Raw genomic sequence first — 21311 nt, forward strand, 5'->3', positions numbered from 1 at the left:
ATGTCATTCCTACTGCAAGCAACAATTTTTCTTGGAGCTTCTCTGATTTTAGTCCCTCTTGGCAAACGCCTAGGGATAGCAACAGTTTTAGGTTATTTATTTACAGGAATACTTCTGGGTCCTAGTGTTTTAAATATTGCACATGACCCTGAAGCGATTATGGAACTTGCCGAATTCGGTGTCATCTTATTGATGTTCTTAATCGGCTTAGAGTTACGCCCACAACGTTTGTGGGAAATGCGTGACTCTATTTTTGTGATGGGAAGTCTGCAAGTCCTCATTAGTGGGGGCATTCTTATGTTGATCATACTGTTACTGTTTCAACAGCAGCTTTCTGTCAGCTTTGTGATTGGTTTTGCCCTTGCGCTGTCTTCTACCGCTTTTGTATTACAGCTTCTGACTGAAAAACAGCAACTCAATACGACTTATGGTCAGCAGTCTTTTTCCATTTTACTTTTTCAAGATATAGCAGCTATTCCCTTACTTGCCATCATTCCACTCTTGGCAGGAACAGAATCAACCCATCACGGCGTCGCTTATTTTGCAGCTATTATTGCAACCTTTACTGGCCTGTTTCTGTTTAGCCGCTATGTAATGCGTCCCTTCTTCCGTTTTGTAGCTAAAAGTGGAGCGACTGAGCTCATTACAGCAGTAGGGTTATTTATTATTCTTGCTGTTGTATTGCTGATGGACACTTTAGGAATTAGCACCACATTAGGCGCTTTCCTCACAGGCGTATTATTAGCAGATTCAGAGTTCCGTCACGAAATTGAAGCGAGTATTGCACCGTTTAAAGGTTTACTACTTGGCTTATTCTTTATGACTGTGGGTATGACCACCCAGCTGTCACTACTGATTGATATGCCTTTGCTTATTATTGGTGGCGCAGTCGGCTTATTACTCATCAAAACGCTGATATTGACTGCGATTGCTCGCTATAAAAAATACAGTTGGAACAATAGTCTGCTTCTTGGGACTTGTTTAGCTCAAGGTGGTGAATTTGCTTTTGTCATTTTGAGTCTTGCAAAAAGTGAGAAGATTTTAACTCAAGCTCTATTAGAGCCAGTGACTCTAATTGTGACGTTGTCGATGGTCCTTACCCCAGTGATTTACTGGATTATGGCAACTCAGGTCATTCCTCTATTTAATAAAGAACGTCCACCTGAGTATGACGAGATTCCTCAGCAGGATAACCCGATTATCATTGCTGGTTTTGGACGATTTGGACAAATTATTGCGCGTATTGCCCGTCTACAACATTTAGGTTTTACTGCCATCGATAACAATCTTCAGCAAGTGGACTTCGTTCGTCGATACGGCGGTAAGCTCTATTATGGCGATGTGACCCAGCCGGATTTACTGCGTTCTGCGGGTATTGAAAAAGCCAAAGTATTTATTTTAGCGATTGATGATGTTGAAGATTCAATGAATGTCGCGCGTCATCTTAGATTAAATTATCCCCACTTAAAGCTATTGGCTCGCGCGCGTGACCGCCATCATGTCCATCTTTTAAGAGATTTAGGTGTTGAATATATTTGGCGTGAGACGTATTTATCTTCATTAGGAATGGCTTATCGTGCCTTGCGAGAACTCGGTATCTCTGATGAACAAGCCTATAACAATATCGAAATCTTTCGGGATTATGATGAGAAATTGCTCATACAGCAGCAAAGTATTTATACTGATGAACAGAAGATTTTTGAAACACATCGTAATGCCTTAGCCGAGCTTGAACATTTGTTTGAAAGTGATGCGCAGCAACAAGCTACATCAAAACATGATGTTAATTTAAAGCGTCATTTACAACCAAATCGCATCGACATTACAAGAGATCATCTAGAATAACTTGAGATTTCAGAAAATGGCTATATTAAGGACTTATTCACATTGCCTAAATAATTGGACAATGGGCACAAAGCTGCCCCCTGTCCGGCTTGCGGCTTCGCTGCATTTCCTGAGCTTGATTAAAACGAAATAGTTATACTCTGCTTAGGGCCCTGGAGAATATTATGTCTGATTTACGCCAACGCTTTTATATAGAGAACTTTCCAGTACGTGGAGAAGTAGTTCATCTAGAAGAAGCCCTACAAACTATCTTAGCTCAACGTGACTATATGCCTGCGGTTAAAATTCTGCTAGGTGAAATGTTGAGTGCGACTGCATTACTTGCAAGTACACTAAAAATCAAAGGCCGTATCAGCTTGCAAATCCAGGCTAGCGGCACCTTCAAATGGGCGATGGCTGAATGTAACCATTTAGGAGAGGTTCGTGCTCTAGCGGACTATGAAACCGACCCTCGCTTTGCTGAAGCAACAGACAGCAGCACAGTTCTTGGCGCTCTCGTTAACCCAGTTTTATTTATTAATATTGAACCGGAGTTTGGCGAACGTTATCAAGGGATTGTACCGCTTGATCAAGTGACTTTAGCGGGTTGCTTGATGCAGTATTACGATTTGTCTGCACAAATTCCAACTCGCATTGTGTTGGCAAGTACAGATAAACGTTCTGGTGGGTTACTGATTCAACTCTTACCACGTCATGATGAAGAAGAGCAAAACTTGGTCGATGAAGATTTATGGCCACGTTTGACGATGTTAACTGAAACATTAAAAGCTGAAGAGCTTACCAATTTAGATGCCAACGAAATCTTATATCGTTTATATAACGAAGAAGAAGTTCGTTTACCAGAAATTGAAGCATTAAAATTTGGTTGTACATGTTCAAAAGAACGTTGTGCAAATGCGCTGATTCAAATTGGTGTAGATGCTGTTCATGAAACCCTAGAAGAACAGAATCCGATTCGTATGGACTGTCAGTTCTGTAATACGCAATACACATTTACCGCTGAAGAAGCTTTAGCATTATTTGGTGAACATTTAAGTTAATATTTTAACTTTATAAAAAGGCGGTTATACCGCCTTTTTATTTAGCTGGATTTTTTGATGATAATTTTCAACATGTTATTTTAAATAGGATAATATAAGGCTACTTTATAACCCAATAAATAAGATGCCTAAATACCATGAATTATTTTGATTATTTTCTCTTTATTTTTAGCGTAGTTATTATGATTGCGACCCCGGGTCCCGTCATGATTTTAGTTGCAAGCGCCGGACTCAAAGGAGGCTATAAAAAAGCACTGGAAACAATTTTTGGTACAAACTTAGCCTCGCTTATTTTAATTTTTATTTCAGTACTTGTATTAAAAGGAGTGCTGAGTGTTAATGATAGTTATCTCAATATCATTCGTATTTTAGGCTGCTTATATATTGGTTATTTGGGTTTTAGTATTCTTAAAGAAGTAATTCAAGCACCTCATCCAGAAGCGATACAAACAGTTTCAGCACAAAATGGTGGCTTTAAAAAAGGCTTTCTCGTGGGTATTTCAAACCCTAAAGATATTATCTTTTTCTCGGCTTTGTTTCCGCAATTCGTCTCTATTACCCCTCAATTAAATTTAAGTCTAACCCTACTCACCCTGACATGGATTGTTTTAGACTTCCTCACCTTATCTTTGGTTTATATCTTTTTCCGCCGCCTTTCTAACAGTCATTTATATCCCAAAATATTAGGTCTATGTGGTTTATTACTTTTACTGATTGCCCTTTACGGCTTGTATCAGAGCTTTATCTAATTCATTAAAGGTATGGTCTAATTTGTCTATACCTCTTCTTATTAATTTCATTTCGTAATAGAACAACTCTTATACAATCTAGCTTATTGAAACCTCTAAAAATCGTTTCATAATGAAATAAACAACACCATCGTGATAAAACATTATGGCAAAAAATTATTATGAAGAATTAGGGGTTACACGCAAAGCCTCTGCTGATGAAATTAAAAAAGCTTATCGAAAATTAGCCCGTAAATATCATCCAGACATCAGCAAAGAAAAAGATGCAGAAGAAAAGATGCAGGCGATTAATGTTGCTTATGACACATTAAGTAATGCTGATAAAAAAGCCGAATATGACCAGATGTTAGATCACCCTCAAGGGTTTAATAATTTTGGTCAAGGTGCTGCACAAGGAGGCTTTGATGGAGCACAGTTTTATCGTCAAGGCTTTACAGGTGGTGAGCAAGCAGACTTTAGCGGCTTTGAAGATTTATTTGGCCGCTTTGGTGCAGGCTTTGGCGGTGGGCAACAACAATATCAAAGACAACAACGTAGTTATCGCGGTGAAGATCAACATGCCAGCATAGAGGTTGATCTTGATATTGCCTATCACGGATCAACCCAACAGATTACCCTGCAAATCCCAACCATGAATGCTTATGGCGAGCCTGAAGTTCAACGCAAAACACTTCAAGTCAAAATACCAAAAGGTATGAAAGAAGGTCAGCAAATCCGCTTAACTGGACAAGGCCAAAGTGGGAATAACGGTGGTGCGAACGGCGATCTTTATATTGAAATCCAGTATAAAGATACAGACCGTGTTCATGTCGAAGGCAATGATGTGTATTTGACTGTAGATGTAACCCCATGGGAAGCGGCCTTAGGTCAAGGTATTGAAGTAAAAACACCAGCAGGGTCTTTAAATGTCAATTTACCTAAAAATGCAAAACAAGGACAACAGCTACGTTTAAAAGACAAAGGGATACCAAATAAAACGCCAGGGCATCTGTATTTAATTTTAAATATTGTATTCCCCCCTGCAAATTCTGAAAAAGAAAAAGAAGCGTATCAGCAATTGGCAGAAGCCTTTGCTTCATTCGAACCTCGTTCATCTCATTAGGGAGCAAGATCATGACAACCATTCACTATCGAGAAATTGTATATGACGGCCATACCTTTAGTGCAGAGGTCGTTGATGAACAATCTACATTTGACCTACAACAATTTGCTCAAGCTTGTGGCCAAAGTCCTGACTGGATTCTTCAGCTCATTGAATATGATATTTTATCAGTCGAAAATAAACCTGAAGCACATCAGTTTATGGGCGAAGACGTCGCACGTGCTCGTAAAGCTTATCGTCTGCAACGTGACTTTGACGCAAGTTTAGCAGCAGTTGCGGTGATGTTAGATTTGATTGATGAAGTACAACAACTTAGAAAACAGTTGAAGCATTTTCATTGAGATTTGTTCTTCTAAATAACCTTTCACATAGATATGAGCTAACGTGATGGGCGGCATGGATGCCGCCATTTGGACTGCGGTAACATGGATGTACCGTCAGTCCAATAAAGGGTTTTGTTACTTTTGCCCGGTCAAAAGTAAGGATAAGCCTATACAAAAAAATATCTAATTAAACTCTATATTTGAGGCAATGCTAACAAATCAACTTTACTCATTTTTTGCAAATCACTTTTATTTCAACCGAGTAATCTTCTCCACTTCCTTCAAAGTCTGCTTAATCGGTTCATATTCCAAAAACCAAAACAAATTCATCCGATTTTGACGATGCTGTTGAGCCAATAAATCAATCACACTTTTTTCACCACGCCCAACTAGATGTTGTCGATAAAAATAGTACAAAAGCAAAATCGTGCTCAGTAGCATCACCCCTAACATTATCCAGAAACCAACTGGCGATTTAAGACCAGGAATAAACTCAAAGTTCATTCCATAAATACCTGTTAAAAGGGTAAGCGGTGCAAAAACTGCGGTGATAATTGCCAAAATCCGCATGTTTTCATTGGTCTGGTTTGCAATCGCTGAAAAATGCAAATCAATTGCTGATTGAATTGCGCTGCGTAACCGCAAAGTATGTTTTTGGATACGCTCAACATGACTCATCAAATCATTTAATCGGACCAATAAAATATCTTGAGAATTACGAATATGACTACCAACTACATGATGGTAATTTTCTACAATTTCATCTCGGAATTCTTGTAAGGTTTCGATTTGCTCTTCGCATAAATTTTCAACCTGTTGAAAGGCCATATTTTCATGGAATAGTTGGTGCCATTGTTTGAAACGGCGATTTCCCTGCAGTAATTGTTGCTGCCAATGCTCAACCCTTCTGGTCAATGGTGAGCGTATATCAAGATAGCCATCCACCATACTATTTAAAAGTCGCAACGATAAATCGACTGGTGAATTTGGCAGTTTACGGGTCTTATTTTGCTCTTCTAAAGTTTTACATAAAATATTTTCGAGCCGTTGAATATAGTTTTCAATCGACTTATTGCCCTGCTCACGCACGCTAATCAGTACATCAGGCGTCAAGATAAAACTGATGGGTGTCGTCGCTAATCCAAAAACACTATCTTGGTATTCAGCATGTTTAATTTCATCATCAGGTGTAACCAGCTTTTTAAAAATGAGCAGGTCATATTCTTCAAGGGTATCAAATGCACAGGGATGTTCAATATTAGCAATATCCCGCATATGAAATTCATTAATCACCACGCCTGAAAGCTGTTGAATCTTTTGTTGCCATTCTTCGTTATGGTTCACCACATCCGTTCTGACACTATCAATCCAGAAAAACTCCAGAACATGTTCACTATGCTGTTCACGGCTTAAAAAAACATAGCCGTCAGCTTGATGGCGATAAAAGTAATAAACCTGCATACCACAAAGATCTGTTTTTGTATTACTTGCATCATGCCATAAAAAAAGTCCGCATCAAGCGGACTTTTTCATGTCACTAGAACAATTATGCTTGTTCAATGTCTTTCATAGTCAATTTGATACGACCACGATTATCAACATCAGCAACTTGTACTTTCACTTCCTGACCTTCTTTAAGAACATCAGTTACGTTCGCAATACGTTCATTTGAAATTTGCGAAATGTGAAGAAGACCATCAGTACCCGGCATGATGTTTACAAACGCACCGAATTCTACAATACGGATTACTTTACCGTCATAGATCTTACCTGGTTCAACTTCAGCAGTAATCGCTTGAATCTTAGCAATTGCAGCTTTAGCAGCAGCTTTAGTTTCACCAAATACGCGTACTGTACCGTTGTCTTCAATGTCAATTGCAGCTTTAGTTTCTTCAGTAATTTGACGGATAGTTGCGCCGCCTTTACCAATAACGTCACGGATCTTGTCTGGGTTAATGTTAATTACTTCAAACGTCGGTGCATGAGCACTGATTTCAGCACGAGCACGTGAAATGACTTTGTTCATTTCATTGAGGATGTGCATACGACCAGCAAATGCTTGGTTTAATGCAACTTCCATGATTTCTTCGGTAATACCTTCAATCTTGATGTCCATTTGAAGTGCAGTAATACCGTTTGCAGAACCTGCTACTTTAAAGTCCATATCACCTAAGTGATCTTCATCACCCAAGATGTCAGAAAGTACTGCGAAACGCTCGCCTTCTTTCACTAAGCCCATTGCAATACCAGCAACTGGAGCTTTAAGCGGAACACCTGCATCCATAAGTGATAATGAAGCACCACATACAGAAGCCATTGAAGATGAACCGTTAGATTCAGTAATGTCAGATACAATACGAATCACGTACGGGAAGCGGTCAGCAGCAGGAAGAACAGCTTGAACACCACGACGCGCTAAACGACCGTGACCAATTTCACGACGCTTAGGACCAGATTCACGGCCAGTTTCACCTACAGAGTATGCAGGGAAGTTATAGTGCAACATGAAGTTATCAGTTTTAGTACCAGCAAGGGTATCAACCATTAACGCATCACGTGTATTACCCAAAGTTGTTGTTACCAACGCCTGAGTTTCACCACGTGTAAATAATGCAGAACCGTGTGCACGATCTAATACGCCAACTTGAACGTCGATAGCACGAACAGTTTTTGTATCACGACCATCAATACGTGGCTTACCTGACAAAATGTTGTCACGTACTGTACGGTATTTAAGGTCTTCGAATAATTCGTTTACTTCATCAGCGATACCAGTTTCGTCATTTTCTGGAACGAACTGAGCTACAGCTTCTGCATAAAGTGCATCAAGTGCTGCATAACGGTCTTGTTTAACTGCAATTGTATATGCTTCAGAAATTTTAGCTTCGAAAGCTGCTTTTAATTGCTCAAGAAGCGCTTCGTTTTTAGTTGGAGCAACCCAAGTTGATTCAACAGCACCAGCAGCGGCAGCAAATTCTTTAATCGCTTGAATTGCAATTTGCATTTCGTCATGACCGAAAAGCACAGCACCAAGCATTTGATCTTCTGAAAGTTCTTTCGCTTCAGATTCAACCATCAATACAGCAGATTCTGTACCTGCAACCACAAGGTCAAGGTCACTTTCTTTCAACTGTTCGAAGTTCGGGTTAAGAACATATTCACCGTTGATTAAACCAACACGTGCGCCACCGATTGGACCACGGAAAGGAGTACCAGCAATAGACAATGCTGCTGATGTACCAAGCATTGCTGCAATGTCAGCATCCATAGTTTTGTCAGAAGAAACAACAGTTGCTGTTACTTGAATTTCGTTGAAGTAACCTTCTGGGAACAACGGACGAATTGGACGGTCAATAAGACGTGAAATTAAAGTTTCAGCTTCAGAAGCACGGCCTTCACGCTTACCGTAACCACCAGGGATACGACCAGCTGCATATTGTTTTTCTTGATAGTTAACTGTTAACGGGAAAAAGTCTTGACCCGCTTTTGCTTTAGGTTGAGCAACAACTGCAACTAAAACAGTTACGCCACCCATAGTGATTAAAACTGTGTTTGCTTGACGTGCAACGCGACCCGTTTCTAAAACGACTTGATGTTGACCGAATTGGAATTCTTTACGAACGATATTAAACATTGACATGTATTGTATTTTCCTAATTTTATTCTAGTGAGACCCCTAAGGTTTGGCATTCAGACTACACCGATTGGTAGATAAATGACAAAGCTTAGAAGCCATCACACTAGATCAATTATTTAAAAAAGTTAAACGCAAAGAAGGAGCGCACAAGCGCCCCTTCTAAAAATCACTTAACCTAACATTAAGTGAAACTCTCTTTTCAGCGATAAAGCATTGCGACATGCGAAATAGCGAAAACAAAGTGAAAATCGAATTAACGACGTAAACCTAAAGCACCGATCAAAGCAGTGTAACGACCGTGGTCTTTACCATTTAAGTAGTCGAGCAATTTACGACGTTGGTTAACCATACGGATCAAACCACGACGGCTGTGGTGGTCGTGTTTGTGAGCTTTGAAGTGACCTTGTAAATCATTGATTTGAGCAGTCAATAAAGCTACTTGAACTTCTGGTGAACCAGTGTCATTTTCAGCGCGAGCAAATTTAGCAATGATCTCTGCGCGGTCTGCATTAGTTAAAGCCATTCGATTTCTCCGAGATGCTTAAAAAAGTAAACGATATGAATCAGTTGAGGCAACTGACTGCCGTGCATCACTACAGCAAGTCGCCTATTTTAAGGTATCTATAGGTGGATTGCAAAATAGTTTTCAGTAACTTGTCATTTTAGACACTGACATGAAGACCTTAACCCTGCACACTAGCCTTGAATAAAAAGAAAGAAGCGCGAGGGACGTGTGAAAATTTTTTCGACCAACACTTGTCCAGTACCGGACAATATTGAGCAAGTCATTCGACAAAAAGATGAAGTTGCTGCTGAACAGGGTGGCATGAGTGAACACCAGATTCAAAAAATCTGGAAAAGTATAGAAGCACTATATAAAACCGGAAACTATCCACTCATTACCTTTTGTTTACGTAGGCAAGGTAAAATTTTGCTGAATAGAAGCATTGGATATGCCCAAGGGAATTCTCCGATGGGGCTTCAAGACAATGCGCTGATTGCAACACCAGATACCCCTGTTTGCCTCTTTTCAGCATCAAAGATGATCACAGCCATGTTGATTCATCTATTAGATGAAAAGGGTGAAATTAATTTGCTTGATCCCGTGAGCTATTACATTCCCGAATATGGTGTTAACGGTAAGCGCCGCGCAACGATCTTTCATTTATTAGCACATCGTGGTGGCATTCCCTATATTGATGGCGATGTCACACCAGAATTATTATTTGATAAAGACGAAATTTTAAAACGTTTATATGCTGCTCGCCCTGTGTCTCCCGCTGGTAATCACCTTGCCTATCATGCGGTTACGGCAGGTTATATTTTAGGAGAAGTCATTGAACGGGTGACTGGGCAGGATTTACGTGACTTTGTGCATCAGACTATCGAAAAACCGATGGGAATGCCTTATTTCAACTATGGTTTAAAACCTGAATACCGTTCAGAAGTTGCCTTAAACTGTGCAACAGGTTTGCATCCTCGCCTTGGTACCGATCACTACCTTAACCATGTTTTAGGTGGCGGTTTACAACTTGCAGTTGATGTCACTAATGATAGTCGTTTTATGGACACCATTTGCCCAGCAGGGAACATCTATACCAGTGCAGAACAAGCTGGCCGATTCTTTGAAATGCTTTTAAGTGGTGGAAGCTACGGAGGTCAGCAAATCTTCAGTGAAAAAACTATTTTCAGAGCGACTCTTCCCACCACAGGCGTTAACATTGACCGTACATTATTAATTCCAATGCGCTATGCTTTAGGGCCAATGTTAGGCAGCAACCCTGTAGGACTTTTTGGTCCAATGTCAGGGCAAGCATTTGGCCATTTAGGGTTCTCTAATATCTTATGCTGGGCCGATCCTGAAAGAGATATCAGTGTTTCTCTATTAACAACAGGCAAATCTGTAGTAGGTACTCACCTGCCTGCTTTAGCTAAAGTGTTATATCAAATCTCAACCCAATGTCCACGTATACCGAGAGATCAACGCCGTTCTTTATTTGGTAGCGATTCTCATGAGACTGACTTAGTATAGAAGCAAATAAAAAACCCAAGCATTTCTGCTTGGGTTTTTTGCGCTGTAGTTTTTGTTTATCGTGTTATTACTGTTTTTATTGTCGTTGGTGAGATGCTAGCCACATCCTTCTTGTTGTTTTAACTCACTTCCGTTGTTTTTGTTTCTATTTCCTTATGTGATGTATTGTGACATATCCAATTATGAAGAAAAGTAGTATTTTTCTTATCATCATGTAAGTAAAAACGTACAGGTCTGTCTAATATTTGGCAAATGGCCCCTTTTAACATTTAACGTACAGTTCTGTATAACATTTAACTTAACAATTCACAGGAAAAATGCCTGTTTTAAAATCATATTACAAATAAATATATTGATATTATTGATTTAAATTTTTAGCAGAAAACATAGCGACGGCAGTGCTAGAAAGGAAACTTCTTAATACTTTTTGAAACGTGCTAAAAATTAGAATATAAAAAAGCCCTGTAGTCTCTCCCAAAACTACAAGGCTTAGCGGCTGTAAGTTTCCTCTTTATACACCTACATCATTGTAAGTTCGCAGTCTCTCGACTTAAGTAATTTTTATTGTGCGATTTTGCCCGACATTCCGTGCCAAGCTCGTTGTGCATTTATAATCTCAAAAACACGGGGTGTACTCTAGCAGCAAATATCTCGAATCTATGTAAGCTTTTTCTTACAAGTGTAAAAATATTAAGTTTGTCTTAACGAACTAACCGATTAACTTTCTGAACTAAACCACTTTTTCGTGTAGTACGAACTGTAAATGCCTGTAACAATGCCTCTTGATGCACTAAAAGACTGACTACTTTCTTAGCTCGTGTAATCGCAGTGTAAATAAGTTCTTGGCTTAATAAGTTCTTTGCAGCCTGATCTAGAACGACAGCAGTATGTGTAAATTCAGACCCTTGCGATTTATGAATGGTTAAGGCGAAGGCACTTTGAATACTTTTAGGCAATCGATTTGCAGCGACCCATTTATTTAAACTTGGGAAATATACTTCAAATTGTTGTGGCTGAGTTCTATGTTCAAAACACAAACCAATGTCTCCATTTGAAATACCAAGCTGATAATCGTTATAAGTCATCATTACAGGACGACCCACGTACCATCCTCCAAGAGTCACGATTGAAAGTTGCTGCTGCAACCAACGCTGCGCATATTGGTTTAACTGCTGCAAGCCGAACGGGCCATGACGAACAGCCGTTAAAATCCGGTAGTCATCAAACGCTTTTACTACATTTTGGGCCTGTTCAATCGAACGCTCTTCTTTTAAATAATTTTTTAGACTCTGTACATACCCTTGGAAACCGAGCATTAGCTTTTGATAATAGTTATCTAGGTCTAATTGATTCCCTTCTGGTAAATATTCAAGCTGAACCACATCAGGCATATCTCTTTGTAAAAGTATGGGCTTTAATTCTGACACCTGAACAATATCAACTTCAAACCGCTGCAAAACTTCTACATGGTCTTGTTGATAGCTTTGTGCCTGAATAAATTTGGCCACTTGTCCAATCAACGCACCTTCAGCAAAACGACGACTGGTTTGTAATTGTACTCTGTTATCAGCCAACGCCTGTATTTGCTGCAAATCTGCAAGAACCGCGCCGACATCGACGGAAGCGAGCTGATTCGCATCTCCTAATAAAATAATTCGACAAGACTCAGGCACAGCTTCAAATAAAAGAGTAGCTAGATTTAAATCAAGCATGGAAGCTTCATCCACGACAATCACGTCATAAGGCAAAGGCTGTTTTTGATTAAACCTTGGTGTCTGGCTATGTCCCATCCCTAATAATCGATGAATCGTTTGTGTTCCCTGATTCCTTAGCTCTTCACTCACTAATCCAGACTCAAGCAATTTAGGATCGTTAAACGAGTTCTGTAATGCTTCTTGCATTCGCTGTGCTGCTTTACCTGTTGGAGCAGCCATCGCCACACGAATATGCGGAATTGCCTGACTCAGCACAGCAATAATACGTGCCAGCGTATAAGTCTTACCTGTACCCGGCCCACCCGTAATAATACTCAAACTTTGCCGAGCAACCATCTGTAAAGCTGCCTGTTGATGAGGATCGGTGAGTAGGTCTAGATAGTCTTCACAAGCTACAGGTTGAATTAATTGTTGCTTTAATCGACAAATTTGTTCCGCAAGTCGTTGCTCTAGGTGCCAATATCGGTATAATGCCAACCCCTGCTCATCGTAGACGCACGGCGCAACTTTTGAAGTTGCTTGATCGGCAGATATAGCAAGCTGACCAAGTGCTGCAATTTGCTCTGAACTGACATCGATAGAGCTATCGCCTTGTAAGCTCGCTTCAATAAGCTGCTGCAAGTAAAAAGTGGTTTCTGGCACTTGCGATTGTTCAGTAAATGGAGCCTGATTTAAGAAGTTACTCCAAGTTGTTAACCAGCTTAAATCGGCTTGTTCAGGGCTGTTTAGATTGTCCACACACTTATCCACCTAGTTTTCCACACGCTTGTCCACATGGTTATAGACAGGCTTATCCACATGTCAAGTATTTGTTAATCTTCAAATTACGCATTTTATCAGCATTTTTCATGCAATTTTATCCTCAGCAAAATACCCCAAAATGGCATCAAGACGAAGAATAAACTCGACGCTAGGTTCCCAATAATAGTACCCCTGCTCCGCTTCACCATTCATACCACGTAAATAAAGATAAGTTGCCCCACCCAAATGTTGGTCAATCTGGTAATCCTGCATTTTGACTTGCAAATAACGATGTAACGCAACGAGATATAAACCTGCTTGTAGCCAATAACTTGCTAAAGACATACTTTGGGCAATGCTGTCGCTACGATAATCTGCAAGATCATCGCCTAAGTAATTACTTTTATAATCGGCAATGTGGTAACGCTGACCATCAAAATAAACCAAATCGATAGAACCATTGAGGTAACGTGCTGAGCGAGCTTCAAGTAATTCCGGCATATTCAACCCATACTCAGCGAAGAGTTGCTGAATACGAGTCATCGCTAATACCCGATCTGAGAGTGCTAAATAAAAAGGGAACTCTGACAGATACTGGTCTTGTTGGAGCTGGTTTAATCGAAAGCCTTGAGAAAGCGGCGTTCGCAAAATATCTTTTAACCACTCTGCAACTGACTGGTAAAGCAGATTTTCGGCATCTTCCTCTTCTGGGAAGCTCTCGTTATATTTAATGAGTAAATCTTGCCAAAGGCTACTATAGTCATTTTTAAAACGACGTCGTATTTCTATGACCCAGTCATCTGAACATTGAAAATCAATATGTTCAAATATTTCATGCAAGAAATTACCGGCAAGCGTTCCTCTAGGAAAGTTATTCTTTATCCAGTCAATCGGCTGAGCACTGATTGCTTCAGCAGTATTAATTAAGTCCAACTCATCTTCTGCCAATACAGCATCATTTCTCTGGCTGGCCAATAAATCTGTGCCAGCCTTATGTTTTAAATGCTGTGCCAAGTAACTGAAACTGGTTTTCCCTCTCGAATAAAAACGTTGTTCAGGAAACCGTTTTGCTTGTATTTCAATAATACTTGTTTGTTTGGCTAAATGAATTGCTTGTGGAATCTGTTCCAAAACCATTTCATCCGTACAGCAATGGTGCTGAAAAGGCTCATTCCTATTTTTCCAAAATGCGAGGCCTGATACCGATTTACCATCGAGATCTTGTAAAACAGCATAGACGCGATGGCTTGCTCGCGTTAAAGCGACATACCAAAGACGATTCTGTTCAGCGAGCGCTCGCTCCTCATGTTGCTTAAGTTCAATCTCATTCAAATAAGTTTTGTCAGCAATCGCAACGACACGTTGAGTCAAAGTCTGGTTTGAGTCTGGTTTGATAATATCTTGGGTCGAAAAATTGAGTGTTTTATTATTTTCTCGAAAGGGCTTATCTGCACCTAATAAAAATACAATCTTAAATTCCAGTCCTTTTGACTGGTGAATTGTCATGAGCTGAACACCAGCTTCACTCGATAATTTACGTTCTAACTCCCAATCACGGTCAAGAGGAGAACGTAACTGTTTGAGATACCAGTGATAAAGGTTCTGGGCACCTGAGTATTTTTCACTGTGCTGACTCAAAATTTCAGTTAAATGACGTAAGTTCACCACAACCCGTTCATTATCTTTACTTTGAGCTGCAACCAGATTTTGCCATATATCAAACTGGATGAGGCATTGTTGCCATGCCACTAAAAAGCCTTGAGCGGACCACAACTCTCTAATCATGTCAAAACCAGTCATAAACTGGCTTAACCCTTCGGCTGTTTGCTCAAGTTGCAAGAGTTGTTTTAAATCCATGGCAAATAGACGGCTAATTAACGCTCGCTTTACTTTTGCCTCATCGTAAGGATGAAGTATGGCCGTCAACAAAGCACCCACGTCTTGAGCAATCGAGCAATCGAAAACACTTCGTTTTGATGGACGATTAACCCGAATTCCTAAACGTTCTAGCTCAAATTGAACTTTATCGAGGCCATCATGATTACGAGACAATACCGCAATATCATCTTCGTTTAAGGTTTGAGTCTGAGCATCTTTTTGAAAATATAGTTGTCCAGCATGTGACTGGTTAAGTAGATCTCGAATCTTCCATGCAACTTGCTGAGCCTCTGTTTCTTTATCTTTGAGCATCAACCAGCGTAAAGGATGGGGGTTAGGCTGGTTTTGATCAACTAAAACCGGATGAGGCCGAGCTCCTGCTCGAATTGGGTCATATTGAACTTCTTCACCAAAGTCGATTTGCCTTTGAAACAAGGCATCGACCACTTCAACCAGATCCGCAACGGAACGATGGTTATGAATTAACTTATATTCACGACCATGTTTAGCTTGAATATCTTTATAGGCATTTAAGAAGGTGAGCATATCCCCACCGCGGAAACCGTAAATCGCCTGTTTACGGTCACCCACCATAATCATGCAACCTTTTTTGTAGCGCTCTGGATGACGCCAAATGCTCGCCAGCATGTCGTCTTGATCTTGGTTAGTGTCCTGAAATTCATCAACCAATATTAAGGGATATCGAGCCTGCACAAATACAGCAAAACGTTGCCCCTGCTCACCTTTTAAAGCTTCAGAAAGTGTACGAATTTGCTGAGAAAAAGTAGTCTCACCTTTATTTTGCAAAACCTGTGGTAAGCGTTTTTTAACCTCTACACATAAATAGGCTTTTAAATAAATATGAAGCTGGTCGAACTGCTCGGCGTAGTTTTTCAGTACGCCAAATAGCTGTTGAATCTGTTGAATACAGGGATGTTGATAGAATCCATCTGAAATTTCAGCAGGACATTTCTTAAAAACTTTTTGATCGGCAATTTGGCCTAAAAACTTAAAAACAAGTTCTCTCTGTGCGGCTAATGACCCGTCAAAAACTAAAATAATGTCGCTTTGCTTTAGAACTTGTAGTAACTGCGGTAAAAATTCACTAAATAGTTTATTAAATGCCCCATTTCTAAATACTGTCCCGCTCACATGTTTATAGTGCTCGCCATCAAGCAGGTAATATGCTTCTAAAAGACTGATATCAATTTCTGTCGCTAATTGTTTGAGCTGCGCAAGTTGTTCAAATTGAATAGTTGGTTTTTCGGGAAGTTTAAAATGAGCTGAACTAAAATTCAGTGAGTCTTCGACCAGTTTAACAAAACTATCAACACTCTTAAGCTCACCTGCCAAATACAACGCATCAATCACGGTTTGAGGTTGAGACTGTATCCATTCACGTAAAACATCATGAATTAGTTGTCGGCTATAGGTTTTGGCATCATCAGTAATTTGGGCACGTTCAATTTTGCCACTCTCAAAAGCAAACTCACGCAACAACTTTTGGCTAAAGCTATCGAGTGTCCCGACAAATAGCTCGTCTAACTGATCTATCACTAACTTTAAGCGTTCACAAGCATAGGCAATACGCGTCGCAAAATGCTTTAGAATATGCTCGAGTAATAAGTCAGGTTCTTGCTCTGCCTGCGTAAGTAATTCTTGTTCTGTAAAACTACGCTTGGCATCTAAATAACGGTACGTTTCAACCAAACGTGCACGAATACGGCTTTTTAACTCGGCGGCAGCAGCACGGGTGAACGTGGTCGCAATGACTTGTCTAGGCAAGTACTTTTCAAGAAAGATACGGACCATCAAACTTGATAAGGTATAGGTTTTTCCTGTACCTGCCGAAGCTTCAATTAAATGTAAGCCACTAAATTCAATATCAATAATAGGTTGATAAGACACCTGTACTCTTGAGTTCATGCCTTACTCCGAATGTTGAAATTGAAAAACCGGATGATACAGATCATAGGCAAACTCATCACAAGCATGTTGAAGTAAAGCCTGTGCATCTTGTTCTTGTAAAATAAAGCTCCAGTCTTGATGCAACTTGCAAGCTTCATTTTGAGTCATATCCATCGTGGTAAATGACCCTGTTTCATTCCAGTATTTTAGCAGCTCAGCATAGCTCTTCTCATCCAGTTTTGCTTTTTCTGTCTGATTTGTTGTTTCCCACTGATATGCTTTAGCTTTTTCTAGCGGCTTTAATAATAAGGCTGCTGGTAGAACCAAAGGTTGTTGCTGTGCATGGCGCCAGATTTTAAACCATGGCTGTAAATATTGCCGAGCTTGCTCAGAACTTATGCCACTACAAATCACAGTTTGATCGCTAAAAACCACAATACGGCGTTTTTCAGCCCCTGCACTTCCTTCATTTAAGTAAGCTAACCAAAGTAGATATTCTAACCAGACTTTAGCACGTCTTTTTGCCCGAGCGCTTGAAGGCTCCATACTCACCCAATCCCAAGTTTCAGACTTCGGAACTGTAATATTCATATGCAGCTGTTTAGCAATTCGCCAAATACGCTGAGTGGTTTGTGTCACTGCTGGTGCATAATGGTGAAGACGTTCAAGCAAACATTCTTGCTCAAATACACCTTGTTGCCATGCACTATATTTGACTTTACCTACAGGTAACTGATCAATTAATACTTCAGGTTGTGCTTGCTGTTCAGATTGTTGTAAAAAATGTCGAATCGCATAGCGCCCTAAACCATCTAATAATAACGGTTCATTTTGGTCGAGCACTCCGACACTTCCTAAGTTTTCTACCCCTAAAGTTTTCAAATATAACCGTGCAGGGAATGTCACATCCTGTATCCACTGCTGGCTCTCTAAAACCAGCATATCCGGTGCTTGTAGCGGATAGGTTGTGTTCGTCCAAGGTTGACGGCTTCCTGAAACTTGCTGAATTTGTGAAGCGATCTTAAACCAGTGGTCTTGGTAGCGAATAACACTTTTTTCTACAGTAAAACCTTTCGGGTCGAAGGGCTGTAAATCATGTAAGTGATAGAGTTGTTTTAATTGTGATGGAATCTCAATCCCTTCAACAACTATTTTTTCAGGTGCATCATTTTCAGCTTTCACAATTAAAGCAAGATGCTCACGGAACTCTTGAAGAATACTGGAAGGTTCGCGCACTTCACCATCGTTCACATCAAAGCCGTTATAAAACAGCCATAAATTTTCTTGGGCTAATAATAAAGCATCTAAAAAAGCACCTTGATCATCTTCAAGTCGAGAGCGATCGCCTAATTGTTGGCGCAGTGCATCCATCAAATCAAATGGAACGTGTGTATCACGGTTTGGAAATTGCCCTGCATCAAGATTTAGCATAACCATTAAACGATAAGGTAACGGTCGAATGTGTCCAATTTGGGCAAAGGTAATTTGCCCTGTCGGTTCAGCTTGCGCACTTTGACTTTCTAATGTCCGTTGAATTTCTTCAATAATATAAGGCAGAGGCAAGGTAATTTTGCGCAAAGTTCCTGTTTCTGTCTCGGCGTAATAACTTGCGAGCGTTAACATTCGTTCTTGTTTTTTAACAATTTCCCGCACAGCCTTTAAAGCTGCAACACCGACCTGCTCAAATTCAATAATATCCTTGCCCAGCACTTGGAGCCAATATTCAACCGTGTAGACTTTTCCTTGTTCATGCAGAGTCAGCCAATCACGGCGCTCATTCAAATCTTGATAAATCTGAATGAGTGTACCCACCAACTCGAAATCGCTCGGTTGAACTTTGGCATAACTCAACACCTGATTAAACGTCGCATGCACAGGCACGGCAATACCAAGAGCCAATCTTTCTAAGGCAAATTTAAAGCTATATCGGTAATCGTCGTCCCCTTCACACAAACTGCGTTTGAGATGCTCTGCATCCAGCCCTCGTTTAAAGCCTGCCTCGGCAAGTAAATTTAAAATTCGCTCAACCTGAACATATTCAAGTTCATAACGTTGCTGGGTCGCATGCAAACTTAACCAGTCAGCAAAATCATCAAAGCTAAAACGCCCCTGCATCAGTTGAATACGCCCAATCACGGCACGCCAAGCATTAAGTGCATCAAGTGATGCAACACCTGCAATCTTCACCGGCAAATGTACACCTTGCTCAGTGGCAGTAGCGGGAAATACACTTCGAATTAATGGCTCTATATCAGCCAAATTAGGAACTAAAACTAAAATATCGTTTGGACGGCGCGGCTGCTCATGTGGTTTAGCCAACCAGCAAATCAACTGCTCTTTTAATACTTCAAGCTGACGTAAAGTCGAATGACAAACATGAATCTGAATCGAGTCATCATCTGGAACAAGCGCATATTGCTTAGCTTGAGGCTCCACTAAATGCAAAATATCTGACTGAACTTTACCAAGTAAACTTTCAGGAAAATCATCCACAAAAGCATCCACCCACTTACCTTCTTCGCCCGTAGATAAATTTGATAATAGTGAAAAGTGGTCGCGGGCTTGTTTACCCAATCTGGTTAAAAGCGGATGTCTGGACTCACGCGCTTCAGCATTAAAGTTGAGTGTAAATTTATTAAAGAAATCACTAATTTCAGCATCTGTTGCCTTCGGATTTTTTGCAATAAAACGCTCTTTTACCCCTAAGTCATAACGTTGTTTCCAGAGTGGATCGACACTATCAGCCCAATATTCTTGTGAAGGGTTATAATGCAAAATCAGCACATCAACGTATTGCCCTAAACGGCGCAAAAACTGTAATTGGCTTGGCGGTAAATCTAACAACGTAAAGATCACCACTTGATTAGGTAATCTTGAAATAGCACGCTTACTGCGGTCCGGATGATCTAACTCTTGCCAAAACAACTCATCGATTTGTTGCATCTGCAAAAAGTCATCATGAAAATGTTGTTGCCATAACCAACGCTGCCAACGTTCTAGCTCTTGCGTTTGATGTAATGCAAAAGCAGTCACTTCTTCATCTTTTTGTACAATATATTTTTCAATATCGAGTGCTCGGCCCTGCCCCCAAGCAGACAGCCAGTTTTCAGGACAAGTGCAACTATTTTCACAACCACGCTGGCACTGTCCACGATAAATCATATAGTTGCTAAATAGATCGGCAACCTGCTCAGCGACCCAATACAGCATTTTTTGTTTTTTTAATTGTTTATCTATGCCTTGTTCGAGTCGATCTGCGCTGTCATAAATACGCTGAACAATAGAATGTAAAGGATGCGACGTGTCGATGCTCATCGTTTCAGGTTGAATAAATTCGTGTAAAGCCTGATGCACCCGCCATTTAAAAATCAAACGAGGGATGTTCGCTTTACGAACCTGCTCTTTATGCGCAGTTAAAACTTGCTGGTAGGCAAACCATTGGAAACCTCGTACCCGTTGGTGAAAATGGTAATTGGCACTCATGCCTTGCTGTTCTGCAAGTTTTTGTATCAGCCATTGCTCGACCGCAGGACTTGGAACAATAAAATGTTGGGTTTTCAAAACCTGTAATGGATGCGTTGAAGCTTGTGATGTAGACGCCAATACACCTTGTAACAACACATCAATACGTTGACTTTGAATAACATGAATCCCCATTTATTTCATATCCTGCTTGCATAATTTATGCACAAAATCATAAACATTCATTACTATACAACTGAATCTGACTATGTCACGTTGGTTTAAACACAGCATAATTTAACTTTAGGTGTCATATACCCACTTGGTTTGAATGACGCCATCAAGAAACTTATACAGGTAAACATTATGAAAATTGACAAGATTCCTGACTATATTGATCCTAGCCTAAATCTGGAACAAATTCGCGATGAGTGCCATGAACTCATCAAAAAAAGAGCTTACGTCTCAGCAGGAGCGGCGCTCGTACCGATTCCTTTTTTTGACGTGGTAGTAGATTTGGGAATTTTGTCTCACCTGATTCCAGATATCAATTCCCGTTTTGGTTTAGCACCTGAACACGTGAGTGTCTACGACCCAAAAACTAAAACAATTCACTGGGATGAGCTACGTAAACGTGGTTTTGAATTTTCAGGCTTTGTAGTGGCACGTACCACCGTTAAAAAAACATTTAATGGCTTTTTTGGCAAAATCGTAACGAAACAGGTGACTAAATTTATACCGCTAGGCGGACAAATTGTAGCAGCAAGTTTAGGTTATTTCATGATGAAAAAAATAGCAGAAACTCATCTGAATGACAGTTATAACCTTGCAAAGCGTATTCAGCAAAAAAGCCGTAGCACTATTGTAAATTAATATATG

The 21311-nt window shown here is 40.2% G+C and carries 13 protein-coding genes; 7 read left to right on the plus strand and 6 right to left on the minus strand.

The annotated features are described in order from the left end of the window. The 5 genes from AWW73_RS10520 (at window position 1) to AWW73_RS10540 (ending at window position 5077) form a co-directional block, all read left to right on the plus strand. The gene (locus AWW73_RS10520) at window positions 1–1845 is read left to right on the plus strand and encodes a monovalent cation:proton antiporter-2 (CPA2) family protein (protein ID WP_062849605.1); all 1845 of its coding nucleotides are present in this window, start codon (window positions 1–3) and stop codon (window positions 1843–1845) included. A 164-nt stretch (window positions 1846–2009) separates the two neighbouring features. Continuing rightward, entirely contained in the window at window positions 2010–2885 is an 876-nt protein-coding gene (hslO, locus tag AWW73_RS10525; RefSeq protein ID WP_016142345.1) for an Hsp33 family molecular chaperone HslO, read from the plus strand. A 137-nt stretch (window positions 2886–3022) separates the two neighbouring features. Then, entirely contained in the window at window positions 3023–3634 is a 612-nt protein-coding gene (locus AWW73_RS10530; protein ID WP_062849606.1) for a LysE family translocator, read from the plus strand. 145 nt (window positions 3635–3779) lie between these two features. Next, window positions 3780–4736, plus strand: coding sequence for a DnaJ C-terminal domain-containing protein (locus AWW73_RS10535; RefSeq protein WP_062849607.1), 957 nt, complete (start codon window positions 3780–3782; stop codon window positions 4734–4736). An 11-nt stretch (window positions 4737–4747) separates the two neighbouring features. After that, window positions 4748–5077 carry a chaperone modulator CbpM gene (locus tag AWW73_RS10540; RefSeq protein ID WP_016142348.1) on the plus strand — a complete coding sequence of 110 codons (330 nt, stop codon included), beginning with the start codon at window positions 4748–4750 and terminating at the stop codon, window positions 5075–5077. Window positions 5078–5308: 231 nt separating this feature from the next. On the opposite strand, the gene AWW73_RS10545 is transcribed toward AWW73_RS10540, so the two are convergent. The 3 genes from AWW73_RS10545 to rpsO all read right to left on the minus strand — a co-directional run bounded on the left by AWW73_RS10545 (window position 5309) and on the right by rpsO (window position 9219). Further along, a complete protein-coding gene (locus tag AWW73_RS10545; RefSeq protein WP_062849608.1) occupies window positions 5309–6520 on the minus strand; it encodes a magnesium transporter CorA family protein in 1212 nt (403 codons plus the stop codon). A gap of 85 nt (window positions 6521–6605) precedes the next feature. Next, window positions 6606–8693, minus strand: a complete 2088-nt coding sequence (pnp, locus tag AWW73_RS10550) for a polyribonucleotide nucleotidyltransferase (protein ID WP_170814194.1) — start codon at window positions 8691–8693, stop codon at window positions 6606–6608. Between the two features lie 256 nt (window positions 8694–8949). Next, on the minus strand, window positions 8950–9219 hold the full coding sequence (rpsO, locus tag AWW73_RS10555; protein ID WP_002114951.1) for a 30S ribosomal protein S15: 270 nt from the start codon (window positions 9217–9219) through the stop codon (window positions 8950–8952). A 210-nt stretch (window positions 9220–9429) separates the two neighbouring features. On the opposite strand from rpsO, the gene AWW73_RS10560 reads away from it, so the two are divergent. Then, window positions 9430–10728, plus strand: a complete 1299-nt coding sequence (locus tag AWW73_RS10560) for a serine hydrolase domain-containing protein (RefSeq protein ID WP_061874462.1) — start codon at window positions 9430–9432, stop codon at window positions 10726–10728. 701 nt (window positions 10729–11429) lie between these two features. Here AWW73_RS10560 and recD read toward each other — a convergent pair. The 3 genes from recD to AWW73_RS10575 all read right to left on the minus strand — a co-directional run bounded on the left by recD (window position 11430) and on the right by AWW73_RS10575 (window position 20627). Next, window positions 11430–13181, minus strand: coding sequence for an exodeoxyribonuclease V subunit alpha (gene recD, locus AWW73_RS10565; RefSeq protein ID WP_062849609.1), 1752 nt, complete (start codon window positions 13179–13181; stop codon window positions 11430–11432). Between the two features lie 108 nt (window positions 13182–13289). Next, entirely contained in the window at window positions 13290–16988 is a 3699-nt protein-coding gene (locus AWW73_RS10570; protein WP_062849610.1) for a UvrD-helicase domain-containing protein, read from the minus strand. A gap of 3 nt (window positions 16989–16991) precedes the next feature. After that, complete coding sequence (locus tag AWW73_RS10575) at window positions 16992–20627, minus strand: exodeoxyribonuclease V subunit gamma (RefSeq protein WP_062849611.1); 3636 nt, start codon at window positions 20625–20627, stop codon at window positions 16992–16994. A gap of 171 nt (window positions 20628–20798) precedes the next feature. On the opposite strand from AWW73_RS10575, the gene AWW73_RS10580 reads away from it, so the two are divergent. Further along, window positions 20799–21305 carry a hypothetical protein gene (locus AWW73_RS10580; RefSeq protein WP_057104872.1) on the plus strand — a complete coding sequence of 169 codons (507 nt, stop codon included), beginning with the start codon at window positions 20799–20801 and terminating at the stop codon, window positions 21303–21305. Window positions 21306–21311 lie beyond the last annotated feature (6 nt).

The organism is Acinetobacter lactucae (genome assembly GCF_001605885.1).
GTDB classification, from domain to species: Bacteria; Pseudomonadota; Gammaproteobacteria; order Pseudomonadales; family Moraxellaceae; genus Acinetobacter; species Acinetobacter lactucae.